16 protein-coding genes are annotated in these 18110 nt (G+C 53.3%); 13 read left to right on the forward strand and 3 right to left on the reverse strand.

What is annotated here, in order from left to right:
* Positions 1-122 precede the first annotated feature (122 nt).
* Positions 123-1202, reverse strand: coding sequence for a ferrochelatase (gene hemH, locus AC4G46_RS07070; RefSeq protein ID WP_491127293.1), 1080 nt, complete (start codon positions 1200-1202; stop codon positions 123-125).
* 470 nt (positions 1203-1672) lie between these two features.
* Between hemH and AC4G46_RS07075 the strand changes: the two genes are divergently transcribed.
* Both AC4G46_RS07075 and AC4G46_RS07080 read left to right on the forward strand, forming a co-directional pair.
* Positions 1673-3940 (forward strand): FMN-binding protein, encoded by a 2268-nt coding sequence (locus AC4G46_RS07075; RefSeq protein ID WP_491127294.1) that lies wholly within the window; start codon positions 1673-1675, stop codon positions 3938-3940.
* Between the two features lie 217 nt (positions 3941-4157).
* Positions 4158-5114: a 3'-5' exoribonuclease YhaM family protein gene (locus AC4G46_RS07080; protein ID WP_491127295.1), complete on the forward strand. Its 957-nt coding sequence runs from the start codon at positions 4158-4160 to the stop codon at positions 5112-5114.
* A 366-nt stretch (positions 5115-5480) separates the two neighbouring features.
* Here AC4G46_RS07080 and AC4G46_RS07085 read toward each other — a convergent pair whose 3' ends face one another.
* Positions 5481-6143, reverse strand: a complete 663-nt coding sequence (locus AC4G46_RS07085) for a 3'-5' exonuclease (protein WP_491127296.1) — start codon at positions 6141-6143, stop codon at positions 5481-5483.
* Positions 6144-6292: 149 nt separating this feature from the next.
* Between AC4G46_RS07085 and AC4G46_RS07090 the strand changes: the two genes are divergently transcribed.
* Positions 6293-7759, forward strand: a complete 1467-nt coding sequence (locus AC4G46_RS07090; protein WP_491127297.1) for a VWA domain-containing protein — start codon at positions 6293-6295, stop codon at positions 7757-7759.
* Between the two features lie 246 nt (positions 7760-8005).
* On the opposite strand, the gene AC4G46_RS07095 is transcribed toward AC4G46_RS07090, so the two are convergent.
* Entirely contained in the window at positions 8006-8569 is a 564-nt protein-coding gene (locus AC4G46_RS07095; RefSeq protein ID WP_491127298.1) for a GNAT family N-acetyltransferase, read from the reverse strand.
* Between the two features lie 287 nt (positions 8570-8856).
* Here AC4G46_RS07095 and AC4G46_RS07100 point away from each other — a divergent pair, with 287 nt between their 5' ends.
* The 10 genes from AC4G46_RS07100 to AC4G46_RS07145 all read left to right on the forward strand — a co-directional run bounded on the left by AC4G46_RS07100 (position 8857) and on the right by AC4G46_RS07145 (position 17523).
* Positions 8857-9750: a LysR family transcriptional regulator gene (locus tag AC4G46_RS07100; RefSeq protein ID WP_491127299.1), complete on the forward strand. Its 894-nt coding sequence runs from the start codon at positions 8857-8859 to the stop codon at positions 9748-9750.
* Positions 9751-9870: 120 nt separating this feature from the next.
* Complete coding sequence (locus tag AC4G46_RS07105) at positions 9871-10386, forward strand: GNAT family N-acetyltransferase (RefSeq protein ID WP_491127300.1); 516 nt, start codon at positions 9871-9873, stop codon at positions 10384-10386.
* 4 nt (positions 10387-10390) lie between these two features.
* On the forward strand, positions 10391-11260 hold the full coding sequence (locus AC4G46_RS07110) for a transporter substrate-binding domain-containing protein (protein ID WP_491127301.1): 870 nt from the start codon (positions 10391-10393) through the stop codon (positions 11258-11260).
* Positions 11261-11293: 33 nt separating this feature from the next.
* Positions 11294-12079, forward strand: a complete 786-nt coding sequence (locus AC4G46_RS07115; protein WP_491127302.1) for an amino acid ABC transporter permease — start codon at positions 11294-11296, stop codon at positions 12077-12079.
* Complete coding sequence (locus AC4G46_RS07120; protein ID WP_491127303.1) at positions 12076-12786, forward strand: amino acid ABC transporter permease; 711 nt, start codon at positions 12076-12078, stop codon at positions 12784-12786. Before AC4G46_RS07115 ends, AC4G46_RS07120 begins: the two co-directional genes overlap by 4 nt.
* Positions 12783-13535, forward strand: coding sequence for an amino acid ABC transporter ATP-binding protein (locus tag AC4G46_RS07125; RefSeq protein ID WP_491127304.1), 753 nt, complete (start codon positions 12783-12785; stop codon positions 13533-13535). Before AC4G46_RS07120 ends, AC4G46_RS07125 begins: the two co-directional genes overlap by 4 nt.
* Positions 13536-13546: 11 nt before the next feature.
* Positions 13547-14563, forward strand: coding sequence for an LLM class flavin-dependent oxidoreductase (locus AC4G46_RS07130; protein ID WP_491127305.1), 1017 nt, complete (start codon positions 13547-13549; stop codon positions 14561-14563).
* 126 nt (positions 14564-14689) lie between these two features.
* Positions 14690-15865 (forward strand): amidohydrolase, encoded by a 1176-nt coding sequence (locus AC4G46_RS07135; protein WP_491127306.1) that lies wholly within the window; start codon positions 14690-14692, stop codon positions 15863-15865.
* A complete protein-coding gene (gene solA, locus AC4G46_RS07140) occupies positions 15862-17007 on the forward strand; it encodes an N-methyl-L-tryptophan oxidase (RefSeq protein ID WP_491127307.1) in 1146 nt (381 codons plus the stop codon). Before AC4G46_RS07135 ends, solA begins: the two co-directional genes overlap by 4 nt.
* A gap of 36 nt (positions 17008-17043) precedes the next feature.
* Positions 17044-17523, forward strand: coding sequence for a DinB family protein (locus tag AC4G46_RS07145; RefSeq protein WP_491127308.1), 480 nt, complete (start codon positions 17044-17046; stop codon positions 17521-17523).
* Positions 17524-18110: the final 587 nt, after the last annotated feature.

The following is an 18110-nucleotide window of genomic DNA, read 5'->3' on the forward strand; positions in this document are numbered from 1 at the left end:
AGAATGCCCGCATAACGAACAACCGCTGCTCCGTGCTGTATTGACGGAGGCAGCGGTTTTTTTACATTAAAAGGGTCTAATTTTAGCTTCCGATGTAAAGGTGTTTGGTGAGGGATCCGGATTCAGGTGTGTTTCTCAGGCTTCGGCGGCTCAACAGCCGCCGGCAGCCAGCCCCGGGCATTGTCATTGACCAGTCCGGCCAGGAAATCCAGCCATTCCGCACTATCGTTCAGGCACGGTACAGCCAGGAAATGCTCTGCGGCCCCTCCGCCTGAAACATAAAAATCCCGTCCTTCGACAGCCAGCTCATGCAGTGTTTCCAGACAGTCGGTCACCAGGCCAGGCGAGAAAATCATTGGCCTGCGCACTCCCCGCCCGGCCAGGCTCTTCAGCACTTCCTCAGTAGAGGGGCCGACCCATTCCTCCCGGCCAAACCGTGACTGGAAGCTGATCTGCCAGCTTCCCGGTTCCCAGTTCATGGCTTCTGCGAGCAGCCGGGCGGTTTCATGGCACTGCTCCGGATAAGGATCGCCTGTCTCCGCATATCGGCTGGGAATACCGTGAAAGGAGAGCACGGCGAAATCGGGCTTAGCGGTTAATGCCTGTAAGTGGTGGAGCAGGTGCTGCTTCATGGCGGAGATGTATCCGGGTGCATCATAATATGTATCAATAAACCGCAGGGCGGGTACGAAGCGTTTGGTTACCGGGCCTGAGGCGCTGTTTCTGCCGAGAGCAGCGAAGCAGGCGGCGTCATAGACAGAAGCGGTGGTGGTGGATGAATACTGCGGAAATAAAGGTACGACAATAATCCGCTGCACGCCGGCGGCTTCGAGTGAGGCCATGGCCTGTTCCATGCCCGGCTGGCTGTAGGCAAGCCCGAGCTCGACCCGGAAACTACTGCCGAGCAGTTCCTGCAGGCGGTTCTGCTGAGCCAGCGAGTGCAGGAGCAGAGGGGAGCCATCCTTATGCCAGACAGCACTATAGAGCGCTGCGGACTTGCGCGGACGAACACGCAGAATAATCCCGCGAAGCAGAGGCTGCCAGAGCATAGGCGGATAATCAATGATCCGGCGGTCCGACAGAAATCTGCGAAGATAAGGGCGGACAGCCTTGGCGGTTGGGGCATCAGGTGTTCCGATTTGGGCGAGAATGACCCCGATAAGCGGCTGCTTCATTGCCGGAAATGCTCCTTTCCTAAACATGACATCGTTTAAAAATATCATAGATTTTGCAGACTGCACAATACGTAAAATCACAGTGTTCTCATAAGACGGAGTAAATGGGAGAAATTGAGAGTTTTCGAAAATATTTTTTTCCTGTTAAATACAAATAGTGATGTTTCTTATAGGGTGTGTGATTTTATATACAGAGAAAAGAAGCCGGGATTTGTTACCATCAAGCCAGAAATTACCTCGCTGAGGTTTTGAAAATTTATGTGAATTAATTCACCTTTTATGTGATTTTTTTCACCTTATGCACCAGTAATAGTAAAAAAAAAAGAAAAAGCAGCTTCTCAAGAGAGAGGTAACGGGTCATGCACGAACGGGAGAGGGGGGATGTTTTCTTATGAAGAAACAGGTTGTTCTTCGTAAGAAAGGACAGGAGAAGACCGGCAGGAGGATTGTTTTGAAGAGCTATATACTACTGGGGATTTGGTAAAGGAGAGTACGCATTGAAAAAATTATTTTCTTTGACTATCAGCGCAGCCCTGCTGCTTGCGCCATTCGCTTACACTATTAACGCACCGGCTCTGAAGCTGACTGTTGATGCCGTTTCGGCCGCTTCGGAGGAAGCGCCGGCAGCTACAGCCAAACCAGCCGCTAAACCAACAGCCAAGCCAACACCTAAGGCAACAGCCAAACCAACCGCTAAACCGACGCCGAAAGCAACAGCTAAGCCTGCGGCAACACCAAAGGCAACAGCCAAGCCGGCGGCAACTGCTAAGCCTGCTGCTACTGCCAAAGCTACTGCTAAGCCTGCAGCTACTGCTAAACCGGCAGCAACTGCTAAAGCAACAGCCAAACCGGTTGCAACTGCGAAGCCTGTAACGGTTAAAGAAAACGTATATAAAGACGGAGTTTATGTTGCTTACGGCAATGCATACTCCAAAGGCACTGAAGGTGCTAAGGTTACCATTAAAGACGGAAAGATTACCGATATCGAGCTGATGAGAACCAGCCCTAAGCTCATCGACCGTAATGTCCGTGATAACTACAGCGGCGTATGGGTTGCTTACGGCCTGATGAAGGATAAGCTGCTCGGCAAAACAAGAGACGGCGCAGCAGCAGTTGACGCTGTATCCGGCGCAACCCGCACCAGCAACGGCTGGAAGCTGTCTGTTGACAGAGCGTTTGAAAGAGCGCTTAAAGTACAACCTGCTGATGCAACATATTTTGCAGGTGACCACATGGGTATCGACCCTGAAGGCAAATACGCTGTATTTGCAACCTTTGATGAGAACAGCCTTACTGCTGTTAAGCTGTACCCTCTGACTGCCGCTGGTGATTTTGTAGACGAAAAGAACTACACTGCAGAGCAGACTGCTGCAATCGCCGCAATCACTCCTGCACTGCTGGCTAAAGGTTCCTCCGCACAGGCGGTTCCAGGCTTCGAAGCGGAATCCAGAGCTGCGATCAACGCATTCTGGGATGCAGAGCAGAACGCTGCAATCAACAACACATCCGCTTATATTGACGGATTCTACTCCTCCTACGGTACTGCAAGAAGCGTAGGCGTAGAAAGAGCCGATGTTATTATCCGCAACGGCAAGCTTGTAGATGTGAAGCTGTACAGACTTGGCACCAACCTGATTGACAGAGGCGCAACTGCTTATGCTGAAGTGGTAAAAGCAAATGCTCCGATGACTGCCAAACTGCTGGCAAACGGATCTTATATCGCTAATTATGATGAGAAGGTTGACGGTATTTCCGGCGCTACCGAAAGCAGCCACGGCTGGAACCAGGCTGTAGAAAGAGCATTCGAAAAAGCGCTGAAGGTTCCGACTGAAGGACAATATTTTGACGGTAAATTTGCAGGTGTGGATAACCAGTCCAAAATCATGCTGCTGGCTGATATTGAAGCTGATAAAGTAACCGGTCTGACACTGAGCCTGTTTGGCACGGACGGCAAGCTGATTGCTGACGCCAAACTGACTGCAGAACAAAAGACGCTGGTTGATCAGCTGAAAGCAGGCCTGCTTGATAAGGGTGTAGCACTTGCCGATGTTACAGGCCAGGAAGCACTGACTGCAGCAGCAAGAGCAGCTCTGGCTGACGCTCTGGATAATGCTTCTAAAGTACAAGGCGAGTACAAAGACGGCACATTCACCGCATACGGTGACGCTTATGATAAAGGTACGAACAAAGCTGACGTTACCCTGCGTAACGGCAAAATCGTAAACGTAGTCCTGTCCCGCGTAGGTATGAACATGGTAGACCTGGGCAAGGCCGCTTATGCAGAAGTGCAAAAAGCGATCCCGCAGCTGACAGCAAGCTTCCTTGCTGCCGGTACAAGAGAAGGCGTGCAAGAGGTTGATGCCGTATCCGGCGCAACCAGCAGCAGCAACGCACTGAAAGCAGCAGTAGACAGAGCATACGGTAAAGCTGAAGTTGAAGAAGCGCACAAAGCAGCTTACTTCAACGGTATTTTCATCGGTGCAAGCACTGACAAATCCGTAAACGTTATGGTTACTGTAAAGAACAATGTTCCTGTAGCAATGCTTGTATATTACCTGGATGCTAATGGAAAAGTTAAGACTCCTGAATACCTGACAGCCGCTCAACTCGCGGTGAAGAGTGAAATTGAGTCCACTTCGACCGGCAACAGCCTGCACAAGTATGGTTACAAAGCAGCTGCATTCGGCGCCAACGATGCTGAAAAAGCTGTTTCTGCCAAAGCTGTAGAAGCTATCAAAGCGGCTCTGGAAACAGCAGGCAAGTAAGTATTAATGAGTATTAGCAAGGGGTTGTCCTCAGCCGTGCAAATGGCGGGGGGCAGCCCCTTTTAGTGTATTAATCGGTTATATTATAGTAGACTTATTATAACTGCGGCATATTTCATATGGAAATTCGTATAGTATTTAAAGGGATTTCGCAGTCAATGTACAAAGTTTACTATACACAGCAGGTGTGTGCCTGTTAGTAACGGGAGGCTCCAACATGACACTTATCAAGCAACTATCTCCACAGGATGAATTTACAGGCTTTTATCTCCTTAGAGAGCTGGCAATCAAACAAACCAACGGTACTCCTCCAAAGGATTATTTCGATATTGTACTCGGTGACTCCAGCGGGCAGCTGTCCGCCAAATTTTGGGATGTAAGTACAGCTGATAAAGAAACCTTTTTTCCGATGTCGCTGGTGAAGGTGCGCGGGATTGCCCACACCTACCGGGAAAAGCTGCAGGTCAAGATTACCAAGATGCGGCTTGCTGAGGAATCAGATGGTGTATCGCTGACTGAGTTTATCCGTTCGGCCCCGATCCGTCCGGTGGACCTGCTGCATACGATTAAAGGGGCGATGTCCAGTATCCGCGATGCAGAAATCTCGGCGCTCGTTGCTTTTTGTGTCGGTAAGGTTGAGGAAAAGCTGATGCATTATCCGGCGGCCAAAACCCATCATCATGCCTATTATGCCGGACTGGCCTATCATATGGTACGTATGCTCGAAATCGGAGATTTCCTGTGCAAGCAGCGGCCGTTCCTGAATCCTGACCTCATGCGGGCAGGGATTATTCTGCATGATATCGCCAAACCGGAAGAGATGATTTCAAGCTTCGGAATCGTCTCGGATTACAGTGTACAGGGCAAGCTGATCGGCCATATCTCGATGGCTTCAAACTGGATTACCGAAGCGGCGATCCGTACAGGTATTGATCTGGAGTCGGAAAAGGTGCTGGCGCTTCAGCATCTTGTATTGTCACATCACAATTTAGGCGAGTGGGGCAGTCCGGTTCAGCCGCAGACAGCCGAGGCGGTCGCCCTGCATCATATTGATGCGATGGATGCCAAGCTGCAGATGGTGGAGGACGCGCTCGATACCACGCCGGAAACTGAGGAATGGACTCCATTTATCAGAGGGCTGGAGAATAAGGCGGTGTACCGGCTGAAGCTGTAAGCAGGCTATAAGGTGTGATGGTAGCCCCGGCGTGCAGCCGAATCAAGAAGCAGGCTCACCCGGATTCGGGAGAGCCTGCTTTTTGTCGTGAGGATTGGACAAGGGCAAAAATGCCTCTGATTCCGCTCGTATGAGGCGGAATGAGCGAATGAAGGGCAAAAATGCCTTTGATTCCGCTCGTGTGAGGCGGATCGGCGGCAATAAGGGGAGAAATCCCACTAATGGCGTGTGGCGAGAGGGAATTGGCAGCAATAAGAAAAATCCCGTTATTGCCACGTGCAGAAAGTGTGCAGGTTCCACTAATGCCCACGCAAAGTGAGGCGGGCCGCCTGAATAGCAGCGGCCCGCCAGCCCGGCACTCCCAGATCAAAAGTAAGGCTTAGCAGACGGAGAAGATGGCGGTAAGGCAGGTGCCTTGGGCGGCTGCTTCTTTCGCGGCGTCTTTTTGGGCGGCGATTTGAACGGGGTGTAGCCGCCTGCGAACATTTTTCCGGCGGTGTAGCCCTGATTGTCTGCCAGCAGCAGCGGCTCGAACTTCTGATCCTGCTCCATCAGCTTCAGCAGAATCAGCGCTGCGGCACGGGCGTCGTCGAGTGCATCGTGGTGCTTCAGGCTGATGCCGAAATGCTGGGAGATGACATTTAGTTTATGGGACGGCAGCTCATCGAGCATTTTTTTGCCGAGTAAGTATGTGCATAAATATTGAAAATCAGGGTAGCGGTTCCCCGAAGCGTCCAGGCAGTAGCGCAAAACGCTCATATCAAACGCGGCATTATGGGCCACGACGATTTCGTCCTGCAGCAGCGGCTCCACCGTGCTCCAAAGCTCCTCAAAGGTAGGCTGTCCCTGAACCATGGAGGGGGTAATGCCGTGGATCGCAATATTCATGCCGTCAAACCGCTGGCGCGGATCGATCAGCCATACATGCTCGGCCGTTATTATACCGTCTCTAACCTGGACAAGTCCCAGGGAGCAGGCGCTGGAGCGGCTCGCGTTCGCGGTCTCAAAGTCAATCGAAGTAAAATTCATTGGTAAAGCCCCTTATCTATCATATGTATCCTTAATATTAAAGTAGTGAAAGAGTAAATACAATCTGCTGAATTTACAAAACCCGGAGAGTATGATATTCCTAAACTATGAATATTTGGAAAATACCAATAGGCTAAGGAGATGAACGAATGCAGCTGTTAAAAGGCCAAAAAACGGATGTGACCAAGGGCAGGAACCTGAACGAGCTTATATTATCTTTTGGATGGACGGCCGCGAATGCCGAGATGGGGATTGATGCCGCCGCATTTTTGTTGTCTGAGCAGGGGAAGTGTGAGCGGGATGAGGATTTTATTTTTTATGGAAACCCGGTATCTCAGGATGGTGCCGTCAGCCACGCAGCTACGGGAAATGGCGATAAGGAAAGCATTACCGTCTTGCTGCCCCGTCTCTCACAAAAAGTTGCCCGGATCGCGCTGACACTAACCATCTACGAAGGTGAGCAGCTGAACCACCGGATGAAGGATGTGTCCGCCCTCTACGTCAGGCTGCTGGACCGGCAGAGCGGCGAGGAGCTGCACCGTTTTGATTACGGCTCCGATTTAGTGCAGGAAACAGCGATAGTAGTAGGCGAGTTATACCGGCATAATGGTGAGTGGAAATTCAGCGCTGTGGGCAGCGGGTTTAACGGCGGGCTGGCCGCGTTTTGTGTGAACTATGGATTAGAAGTCGAATCCTCCGGGTCCGCAGAGGTTGCGGCTGCAGCGGAAGCGGCTGTTAAAGGGGCTAATAATACGGCGGCGCCGGACAAGCTGTCTGCACCAGCCTCCGCATCCGCCAGCCTGTCTGCACAAACGCCAGCAGCAGCTTCTAACCATCCATCCGTCCCGCCATTTACACCTGCTCCGGCTAACCCGTCTGTCCCGCAGGCAGCGGCAGCATCATCTGCAGCAGCATCGGCACAGGCTATAAATCCACCTGTTCTGTCTAAGATCGACCTGCGTAAAAAAATCGTCCAGTTCACCCTCGAAAAGAAGCAGCTGACCGGCGTAACGGCCAGAGTAGGCATTGTTCTGGATATCAGCGGCTCCATGAGGAATCTGTATGCGAGAGGCGTGGTGCAGGAAGTGGTTGAGCGGATTCTCGCTGTGGCCAGCAAATTTGATGACAACGGTGTGCTGGATGTCTGGGTGTATGATAACGAGTTCAGCCGGATGGAGTCAGTAACGGAGCGGGACTTCGGGGATTACGTCAAACGGCATATTCTGAATAACCGGTCTATTCATAAGTTTGGATTTAATAATGAGCCTCCCGTCATGGAGGATGTGATCCGCAAATATACCAAGGAAGAGAAGAAGGATAAGACTCCGGTCTTTATTATTTTTATCAATGACGGAGGTGTCGTGAGAGCTACGAAAAAAATCATTAAGAATGCAGCCGTCCAGCCGATCTTCTGGCAGTTTGTCGGGATCGGGAACTCCGATTTTGAAGTGCTGGAAGGACTGGATAACATGACGGGGCGGGTCGTGGATAATGCGGATTTTGTGCATTTGGACCGGATTGAAGAGGTGTCGGATGAGGAGCTGTACGACCGGCTGCTGAATGAATTTCCGCAATGGCTCAAGGCTGCAAAGGACAAACGGATATTACAACCTTAACACGCTGCAAAAGCAATATGTGAAACAGGCCAGCCCCGGGGGCTGGCCTGTTTGCATGTTAAACTGCAGTGCGATACTGCGCGGACAGTCGGCCCGGTAAGAGCTCGTGAGTTGGCGAGTAGTATGTGGTTTGGTCTAAGCGGGACTGGCGCATATTGCGTGGAAAGGCGGCTGTAAGCCGTGGTCCCCGGCCGGACAAGGCCGGTCAACCCGCAGCGTACACATTCGCGCGGCAGCGCAGATTGCTCAGAACCCGGTCGCAGATAGCGGCAGGTTAGCGTCATATGCAGGGTCGGACAGCAGATCCAGCCGGTAGCCTTTAACCAGCGTTTCGCCGTTCATAATGTCGGTCTCATAGGCCCGCTTGAAGCCCAGATGCTCATACAGCTTGATGGCAGAGGCCATCATGTCGGAGGTGTGCAGATGAAGGGATGCTGCGCCCCATTCACGGGATCTGCGAACGGCTTCCCCAATCAGGAGCGTGGCAATTCCGCGGCCGCGGGCGGCAGTAGAAACTGCAAGCAGGCGCAGCACAGGGGCATGGATGCCAAGCTCGGGCCTGCCGTAGGCGGCCTCCGACGAGGTGAACAGCAGCATGCTGCCGGCAATCTGCTGGTCAGTCTCGGCGACGATCCGTGCAGCCGGTGCATCTCCGTGAACAGAATCAAGGATGGAGTTACGGTACTCCAGCCAGAAAGCCTCGGGCAAATAAGCGGAGTATTGGCTGTAAGCATCCAGCAACACGCCCGCAATGGCTTCCCGGTCGCTGTCTGATGCGTCACGGATAATAATTTCTTTGGACATATTCAATAAACCCCCTTCATCCTGCGGATTCGGTCATTTGATTGCTGTTATTATACCTGATAATTCATAGCGACATAAGAGGGATTTAAACTTTCCGATAAATGGATAGAAAAGTTCTATCTATATTTGTGATTAATTTAATGGAAAACAGGCAGATGCACAGTGCAAAGATGTTGACAAAAAAATGAGGCGTAACTAATATATATACAAAATCTATAGGTAAGCACGGTTATAAATCATTGTTAATTCATCGGAATAGTTAAAATTATAAAGCTTTTCAGGGAGGGCTTGGAGTGAATATTGATAATATTGAGGCGTTTGTCTACATCAACCATTATGGAAGCTTCAATAAAGCGGCCGAGGTGCTGTATATTTCGCAGCCGACGGTAACGGCCCGTATTCAATCGCTGGAGCGGGAGCTGGATTGCCGGGTGTTCGACCGCCTGGGCAAGCAGGTTCATCTTACGGATAAAGGCAAACAGTTTCTGCCGTACGCCCAGCAGATTCTCCAGGTCTATCAGAGCGGCAAGCATCAGCTTCAGGCCAAAGGCCATATTCCGAATGAACTGCGGATCGGCAGCACCGTATCGGTGTCCAACTATCTGATGCCGCAGCTGCTGCACCGGCTGAAACGGAAATATCCGCATATTACGATCAAGCTGACAACGGCTTCGACTGATGTCCTGATCGATAAGCTGAAGGCTAAGGAAATCGATCTTGCTTTTATCCGCAAAGTGGTTAACCCGGCGATTCAGACGTATCCGTTCTGCGAGGATCCCATTTCGCTGTATGTGGATGCGGGACACCGGCTGGCCGCAAGCGGCCGCGCAACGCTGCAGGATATCCGCTTTGAGACGCTGGTGTTTTTCGAATGCGGCTCCCTGGACTGGATGCGGCTGCACCGCGTATTCGAGAGCATGGAGCAGCCGCCGAATATTGAATACCACGTGGACAATCTGGAGACGGCGAAAAAGCTGGTGCTGAAGCAGGCGGGTATCTGCTTTTTGCCGGCGCTGAGCGTGCAGGAGGAAGTGGCGGCAGGAACGCTGATCCGGGTGGATATCGCGGAGACGGAGGGGATTTCCCTGCGGACCAGCCTGATCTCCCTGAACGGGGAGAATGCGGAGTTTATTGAAACGCTGCTGGAAGCAGCCCCGGGTAAAGTCGATAATCGACTAATTGTATAGATGTATTAAAAAACTCTATTAGCGCATGGTCACATGCAGTGATAAAGTTAATTGCATATAATCACGACTAAATCGATAGGGATTATAAAATTAATAAACCGGAAGAATGGAGGGCTTGCGATGAGTGAGGTTTACCGGCTGGCAGAGCTGAAGGATGCAGAGCAGCTGCTGGATGTTACATACCGTGCCTATCAGCTGATCCGCGAGCTCGGGCTGCACTGGCCTGCGGCGAACGCTGATCTGGCGCTGATTGAAGACAACATCACTGCGAATGAGTGTTATGTGCTTGAAGTGGATGGAGCCGTTGTGGCTACCATCACCCTCTCGAATGAAGAGGAGATCCGCAAGTTCAGCCCGCTGCCTTTTGTAAAATGGTTTGCCACCCACCCGGATTACAGCAACAAGGGCTATGGCGGTAAGCTGCTGGACTGGGTAGAGGAGCACATTATCCTCGGCAAGCTCGGCTCACCTGAGGTTACGCTGGCCACAGCGAAAAAGCATCCATGGCTGGTTGAAATGTATGAACGCCGGGGATATGAGCGCTTCGTGGAGCTTGATCCGCAGAACGGCGACGGCATTATGTATCTGCTGAAAAAGACACTTATAAATAAACCACAATCCATTCAAAGGGGATAGAAACATGAAAAAGTCCATTTCGCTCTTATTTGCATCGGTATTAACGCTGGCGATCGCCGGCTGCGGAAATAACAGCAACAATGCAGGCGGAAACAGCGCAGGCAGCACAGGCAACAAGGTAGCTGAAGCAGCAGCACCGGCGGATACAGCGGCTAAGGTAACAAAGATCATTGTGGGAACGGGTACCGGATTCCCGCAGGTATGCTTTATTGATGAGAACGGCAAACTGACCGGCTTTGATGTGGAGCTGCTCAAGGAAATTGATAACAAGCTGCCGGAGTACGAATTTGATTTTCAGACGATGGATTTCAGCAACCTGCTGCTGAGCCTGGAAACCAAAAAGATCGACCTGGTTGCCCATGTTATGGAGAAAAATCCCGAGCGGGAGCTGAAATACTCGTTTAACAAAGAAGCTTATGCCCACTGGAGAAACCGTATTGTCGTAGCAAAAGATAATGATTCGATCCAGACACTGGATGATCTGAAAGGTAAAAAGGTACTGGTCGGCGCGACAAGCGCACAGGCGCAGATCCTTGAAAACTACAATAAAGAGAATGCGGATGCGATTAATATCGTCTATCAAAGCGGAACGGCCAACGATACAGCCGCACAGATTACTACCGGCCGTGTGGATGCTACACTGGCTGCCGATTTTGTCCTCCCGATCGTTGACCCGCAGAACCAGTTGAAGGCTACCGGTCCCGAACTGTCCTCCGCAGACATTCTCTATGTGTTCCGCAAGGATGATGCCGATTCCCAGAAGCTGTCGGATGCCATCGACGGTGCCATTAAGGAGCTGAAGACAGACGGTACGCTCGGCAAGCTGAGCACAGAATGGCTGGGTGCTGACGTTACTGCGGATTCGGCGCAGTGAGGAGACCGGTGAACCGGGGAAGGGAGGGAGCGCATGGGCGCGCCGTTTGATATCAGTTATGTGTTTTCCTTTTTACCCAAGCTGTTTGGTACGCTGGGCACTACGCTGCTGATTGTCGGCGGCTCGCTGCTGGCAGGGATTATTGTCGGCTTTCTGGTAGCTTTGCCGAGACTTTATAAAATTCCGGTGCTGAAGACCTGCTCTGAAGTCTATATCTCCTTTTTCCGGGGCACGCCGATACTGATTCAGCTCTTCCTGTTCTATTACGGCCTGCCGGAAATTCTCAAGCTGGTGAATGTGGATATGACGCGGACGCCGGTGCTGGTCTTCGTTATTCTGACCTACGGTTTGCATACCGGGGCTTATATGTCCGAGATGATCAGAGCGGCTGTGCAGGCGGTGGATAAAGGGCAGGTGGAAGCGGCTTATGCGACCGGGATGACGGCGTTTCAGGCATTCAGACGGATCGTGCTGCCGCAAGCGCTGGGGATTGCCGTTCCGGTTTTCTCCAACCTGGTGATTGCGCTGCTGAAGGATACGTCCCTGGCCTTTACGCTCGGAGTGATGGAGATGACGGGGAAAGCGCAGACGCTTGGTACCTTGACGCAGCATTTTATTGAAACGTATATTGCACTTGCCCTGATCTATCTGGTGATCAGCTTTACGATTGAGAAGCTGCTGCTTGTGGCGGAACGCCGGCTGCTGCGGCATGAGAAACGGACCGGTCCGGAGCGAAAAGCATTCAAAATCAACAAGAGCTGGTCCTACCGCCGCATCATTGCAGAGCTGGGACCGGGTAAAGGAGGCGCCGGATTATGAAGCTGGACCCGTCGTTTATCTGGACTGCCTTCGTGCAGATCCTGGGTGCAATTCCAACGACCCTTTACATCACTGTTGTATCTGTACTGGCGGGATTCCTCATTGGAGTAGCGGTGGCGTTGATAAGAATCTACCGGGTTCCGGTGCTCTATCCGCTGGCTGTCGGTTACGTCACCTTTATCCGCGGAACGCCGATGCTGACGCATCTGCTGCTGATTTATTTCGGGCTTCCCGTGCTGATTGACGGTCTGGCAGAGCATTTCGGCTGGGGCTTCCGGTCGGTATCGATTCCGATGATCGGCTTCGCGTACATTTCATTCTCGATTACAGCGGGAGCCTATATGTCTGAAGTGGTCCGATCCGGCCTGCTCGCGGTGGACCGCGGTCAGCTGGAGGCGGCTCATTCCATTGGAATGACTACACCGCAGGCGCTGCGGCGGATTGTTTTTCCCCAGGCGCTGGCGGCTAGCCTGCCTAACCTGTCGAATTCCGTCATCGGGATGCTGCACGGGTCAACGCTCGCTTTTACCGTGTCGGTGGTGGATATCAATGCCAAGGCGCAGATTGTGGCTTCGACGAACTGGAAGTTTTTTGAGGCTTATCTGGCGGCGGCGCTGATCTTCTGGGGGCTTACGTTCCTGATTGAGCGCGCAACATCGGTGATTGAAAGACGGATTAATCTGTATAACCGGGGGGGAGTGGCATGATCAGGCTGTCGCAAATTTCAAAATCATTCGGCCGTCATCAGGTGCTGAACAATATAGATTTAACGGTAACCAAAGGTGAGGTAGTGGTCATTCTCGGCCCAAGCGGCTCCGGCAAAACAACGCTTTTGCGCTGTGTGAACTATCTGGAGAAGCCGGGCAGCGGCGAGATCGCCATCGGTGATTTCAAGGTGGACTGCAGGCATGCCCGCAAACAGGAGATTTATCAGCTCCGCCAAAAGACGGCGATGGTGTTCCAGCAGTACAATCTGTTCCGCCACAAAACCGCGCTGGAGAACGTGATGGAAGGCTTGCTCATCGTCAAAAAGCTGTCAAAGGACGAAGCGCGGAAGCGGAGCATTGCCCTGCTTGAAAAGGTCGGCCTCGGCAGTAAGCTGGATGCCTATCCGAGCCAGCTGTCCGGGGGCCAGCAGCAGCGGGTGGGCATTGCCCGGGCGCTGGCGCTGGAGCCGGAGGTCATTCTGTTCGACGAGCCGACATCGGCGCTGGACCCGGAGCTGGTCGGTGAAGTGCTGGCCGTTATCCGCAAAATCGCCAAGGAAGGCATCACAATGATCGTGGTGACGCATGAGATGGGCTTCGCCCGCGATGTGGCCAATCATGTGGTCTTTATGGACGGCGGCGTTATTGTTGAGGAGGGAACTCCTACTGAGCTGTTTAACCATCCCCGTGAGGAAAGAACGAAGCAGTTCCTGAAGCGGATCACACCTGAACTGAACTATTCCATATAGGAGGCAAAAGCATGGCTATTATTATCAGCGTACTGGATCAAAGCCCGATCTATCCGGGAGAAACGGCGGAGGAGGCGTTCCGTCATACGGTCAAGCTGGCGCAGCTGTCCGAAAAGCTGGGCTTCCGCCGCTTCTGGGTCTCCGAGCATCATGATTCCGAGCAGGTAGCCGGGTCTTCCCCGGAGGTGCTGATCTCGCACCTGCTCGCTAAGACCGAAACGATCCGGATCGGCTCCGGCGGCATTATGCTGCAGCATTACAGCCCTTACAAGGTGGCTGAGAATTTTAATGTGCTGGCATCGCTGGCTCCGGGCCGGGTGGACCTTGGTGTAGGACGTGCACCGGGCGGTCTGCCGCGCAGCACACAGGCGCTGCAGAAGGGGAGAACGGATTCAGACACGCTTACGGACAAAATCGTCGAGCTCGAGCAGTATGTACATAACCGGCTCGGGGAAGACCATCCGCTGGCCGGGCTTAAGGCAGGGCCGCTGCCTGTTACGGCACCTGAGCTGTATGTGCTCGGTGCAAGTGTAAGCAGTGCAGAGATAGCTGCTGAGCTAGGACTGCCATACGTGTTCTCGCTGTTCATTAACGGCGATCAGGCTGTAGCGCTGGAAGCGATCCGTGCTTACCGCAGCGGGTTTGCTGCTGCGGAGGGCAAAGCGCCGCAGGCGATTATTGCGCTCTCGCTGATCGCTGCGGACACAGAGGAAGAGGCGAAGGAGCTGGCAGGCGCGCACAAGCTGATCCGGATTACGCTTGAGAGCGGCAAGACGTTGACGGTGGCTACCCGGGAGCAGGCGGAGGAATTCACCCGCCAAGCTAAGGAAGCTTATACCATCGAGGAGCGGGAGCCCGAGATTACCAAGGGGACCAAGGAATCTGTCCGTGAGCAGCTGCTGGCGCTATCTGAGGCATCCGGTGTCGATGAGTTTATCGTGACAACGAATATCCAGCCTTTTGATAAGCGGCTCCGCTCGTTCGAATTGCTGAGCGAGGCGCTGGCTGAGGTTCCGGCGGAGGCTTAGGGCGCATGGCTGTAAGGCGTAAGGCTAAAGCTTAGGCTTATAATGCGTAAAGCGTGTAAGACGTTGAGTATAAAGCGAGGGGATTTAAAAGCTTAAAGGAAATTGCATAAGGAAGGGAGTCTGCATATGACAAGCAAAGCTGCAGAGCTGAGCGCGGAAGCGCTTGGAGAACAATTAACCGGTATCCGCCGTCATCTGCACCGGCACCCGGAGCTGTCCAATGAAGAATATGAGACTACCAAATATATTACTTCTCAGCTTACGCAGGCCGGAATCCGGGTTCTGGATTACGGCCTGGAAACTGGCGTAATCGCAGAGATCGGAAGCGGCAGGCCAGGTCCGGTTATCGCCCTGCGGGCCGACATTGATGCCCTGCCGGTTCAAGAGGAGACGGGTGCTGAGTACGCGTCTCTGTTCCCCGGCAAAATGCACGCCTGCGGGCATGATTTTCATACGGCGGCACTGCTCGGCGCCGCCTATCTGTTAAAGCAGCAGGAGGAGCGGCTGCCGGGAACGGTGCGCCTGCTGTTCCAGCCTGCAGAGGAGAAAGCGCAGGGCGCGCAGCGGGTGATTGCCAGCGGGGCGCTGCAGGAGGTGCGCGCCGTAATCGGGCTGCACAACAAGCCCGACCTGCCGGTCGGCACGATCGGCATTACCGGCGGCCCGCTGATGGCTGCCGCGGACGGGTTCGCCGCTACCGTCAAAGGCAGCGGCTCACACGCGGCTGTACCTGAAGCGGCTATTGATCCGATCGTGGCAGCGGCACATATCGTGACTGCCCTGCAGTCCGTCGTCAGCCGCAATGTCAGCCCGCTGCACAGCGCGGTTGTCAGCGTAACGCAGCTCCACAGCGGCAACTCCTGGAATGTGATTCCGGAAAAGGCCGTGCTGGAAGGCACCATCCGCACCTTCGATGAAGCGGTACGCCGGGATGTGCTGGACCGCTTCGCGCAGGTGGCTTCCGGAGTGGCCGCAGCCCTGGGCGCGACGGCTAAGGTCCGCTGGATTGAAGGGCCGCCTCCGGTAATCAATGACGAGGCGCTCGCTGCACTTGGGGTGGAAGCCGCTGAAGCGCTTGGTTATCAGGCAGTGAAGCCGGTGCCTTCTCCGGCGGGTGAGGATTTTGCCTTCTACCAGCGCGAGGTGCCCGGACTGTTCGTATTCGTCGGCACCAGCGGCAGCCGGGAATGGCATCATCCGGCGTTCAATCTGGATGAGCAGGCGCTGCCGGTGGCTGCAAGGTTCCTTGCAGATATGGCTGTGCGTTCAATAGCGTACTACGCCTCCGGCGGAGGTGCATGAATATAACAGAACACAAGAATTACGATGTCATTGTTGTCGGCGCAGGCTCGATGGGCATGAGTGCCGGCTATGAGCTGGCCCGGCGCGGAGTAAAGGTGCTGCTGGTCGATGCTTTTGATCCGCCGCACACGGAGGGCAGCCATCACGGGGATACCCGGCTGATCCGCCACGCTTACAGCGGAGATCCTGCCTATATCGGCCTGGCTCTGCGGGCGGATACGCTGTGGCAGGAAGTGGAGCAGCTCAGCGGTTCAGAGCTGCTGGTCCGCTCGGGCGTGCTTAACCTTGCAGACCGCAAGGTGTATTCCTTCGGCGGACGATTGGCTGAAGCGCAGCAGCGCGGGGTACAGGCCGAGCTGCTGGAGGCCGCAGAAATCCGTCGGCGCTGGCCGGGGCTTACGCTGCCGGAATCCTTTACGGCGATGTATGAGCCTGAGGCCGGATATCTGTACAGCGAGCGCTGTATCACCGCCTACCGAGAGCTGGCTCTGGCGCACGGGGCGGAGCTGCTGACAGATACGCCGGTGCTGAACGTGACGGCCCGCGAAGGCAGCGTCACGGTTCATACAGCCGTCGGCGATGTTCACGGGGCAAGTGCAATCCTTAGCGCCGGAGCCTGGTTCAGCGGACTGGCGCCGTTTGTGCAGCTGCCGATCCAGGCGGTGCGCAAGGTAGTTGGCTGGTTTGAGAGCAGCCCTGATTATGCTGCCGGAAGTTTTCCCGGCTTCACATTGGGATCGGAGGAAGGCGGCTACTACGGCTTTCCGAGCATCGGCGGCGCCGGCCTGAAGATCGGCCGGCATGATACCGGCCAGGAATGGAAGCCGGGCGAACTGTTCAGGCCATTCGGCAGTGAAGAGAGCGATGAAGGCGACCTCCGCCGCGTGTTGGAGGCTTACATGCCCGGCGCTGCCGGACGGCTGCTGAAAGGCTCCGTCTGCAAATATGAGCATACACCGGATGAGGATTTTATCATCGACCGCCATCCGCTTCATTCAAATGTATTAATTGCAGGCGGCTTCTCGGGGCACGGGTTTAAATTTTCCAGTGTGGTTGGAGAAATTCTAGCGGACTTGGCAATCAGTGGTGCTACCGGCCATAATATCAGTCCTTTTGCCTTATCACGCTTTGCCACCGCCTGACTATCCGCAGGCAGAACTTACCTTGGAGGGGATCACATGAGCAGCACACAACTCGAAGACTACTTGAACACACACCAGCAGCTGGTGCAGGCTACAGACGGATTAACGGAGGAGCAGCTGAAATGGAAGGCGGGTCCGGGGATCTGGAGTGTTACTGAGGTGCTGGCTCATCTGGCTGATCACAGCATTGTGGTATCGTTCCGTATCCGTGATATCCTTGCGGGCACGACGGCGCAGCTGCCGGCCTTCAATCAGGATGCCTGGGTCAGCGGCCAGTATGCGAATGACGGCAACGCGGCCGATAATCTGGAGCTGTTCCGCAGTCTGCTGCACTATAACAGTTTGCTGCTTAGCCGCCTGCCGGCTGAGGACTGGGAGCTGAGCGGAATTAGTTTTAAGGGCGATACGGTCAAAATCAGCGACATCGTCCGCGGCTTCATTGCCCATGTGCAGAACCATCTGGCCCAGATTGAGCGGATTAAGCAGGGAGCGGCGGCTGCAGCATTGGTGCAGTGAGGCTTAGTCTAAGCTTTCGTGGCAGGCGAAACAGTGTTTTTTTAAAAATTTTTCGCGGACGGTGGATCCGTAATAAAATTTCCAACCGCCGTAGCGGCAGCGGCTTCATCGCTATTCGTGATTGTTGGATTTTTGCTGCTTATTTCTTCTATTTCTCTTGATTTCTAATGAATAGTTGTGAATTCGGCACTTAATTTGGCTCGAAACCACCTTTAGGTTACAAAACAGCAAAATTAAGTGTTGTTTATCCAATTAGCATCCTCATTCCTACAGTCATTCTAAGAATTAGTTAGCAATTTTCCACTTAATCCGTTCAGCCAACGTCTGCAAAATGAAATTCAATGAGGAAGATGCTATCAAAACTAAGCTAATGCTTTCGAAGCAAGTTTTGCGAAGAATTTCAATGAAGCAGATGCTACCAAAACTAAGCGTATGCTTCCGAAGCAAGTTTTGACGAAGAAATTCAATGAAGCAAATGCTATCAAAACTAAGCGTATGCTTTCGAAGCAAGTTTTGCGAAGAAATTTCAGTGTAGCCAATGCTATCAAAACTAAGTGTATGCTTCCGAAGCAAGTTTTGACGAAGAA

This window comes from Paenibacillus sp. fava2, assembly GCF_058313675.1.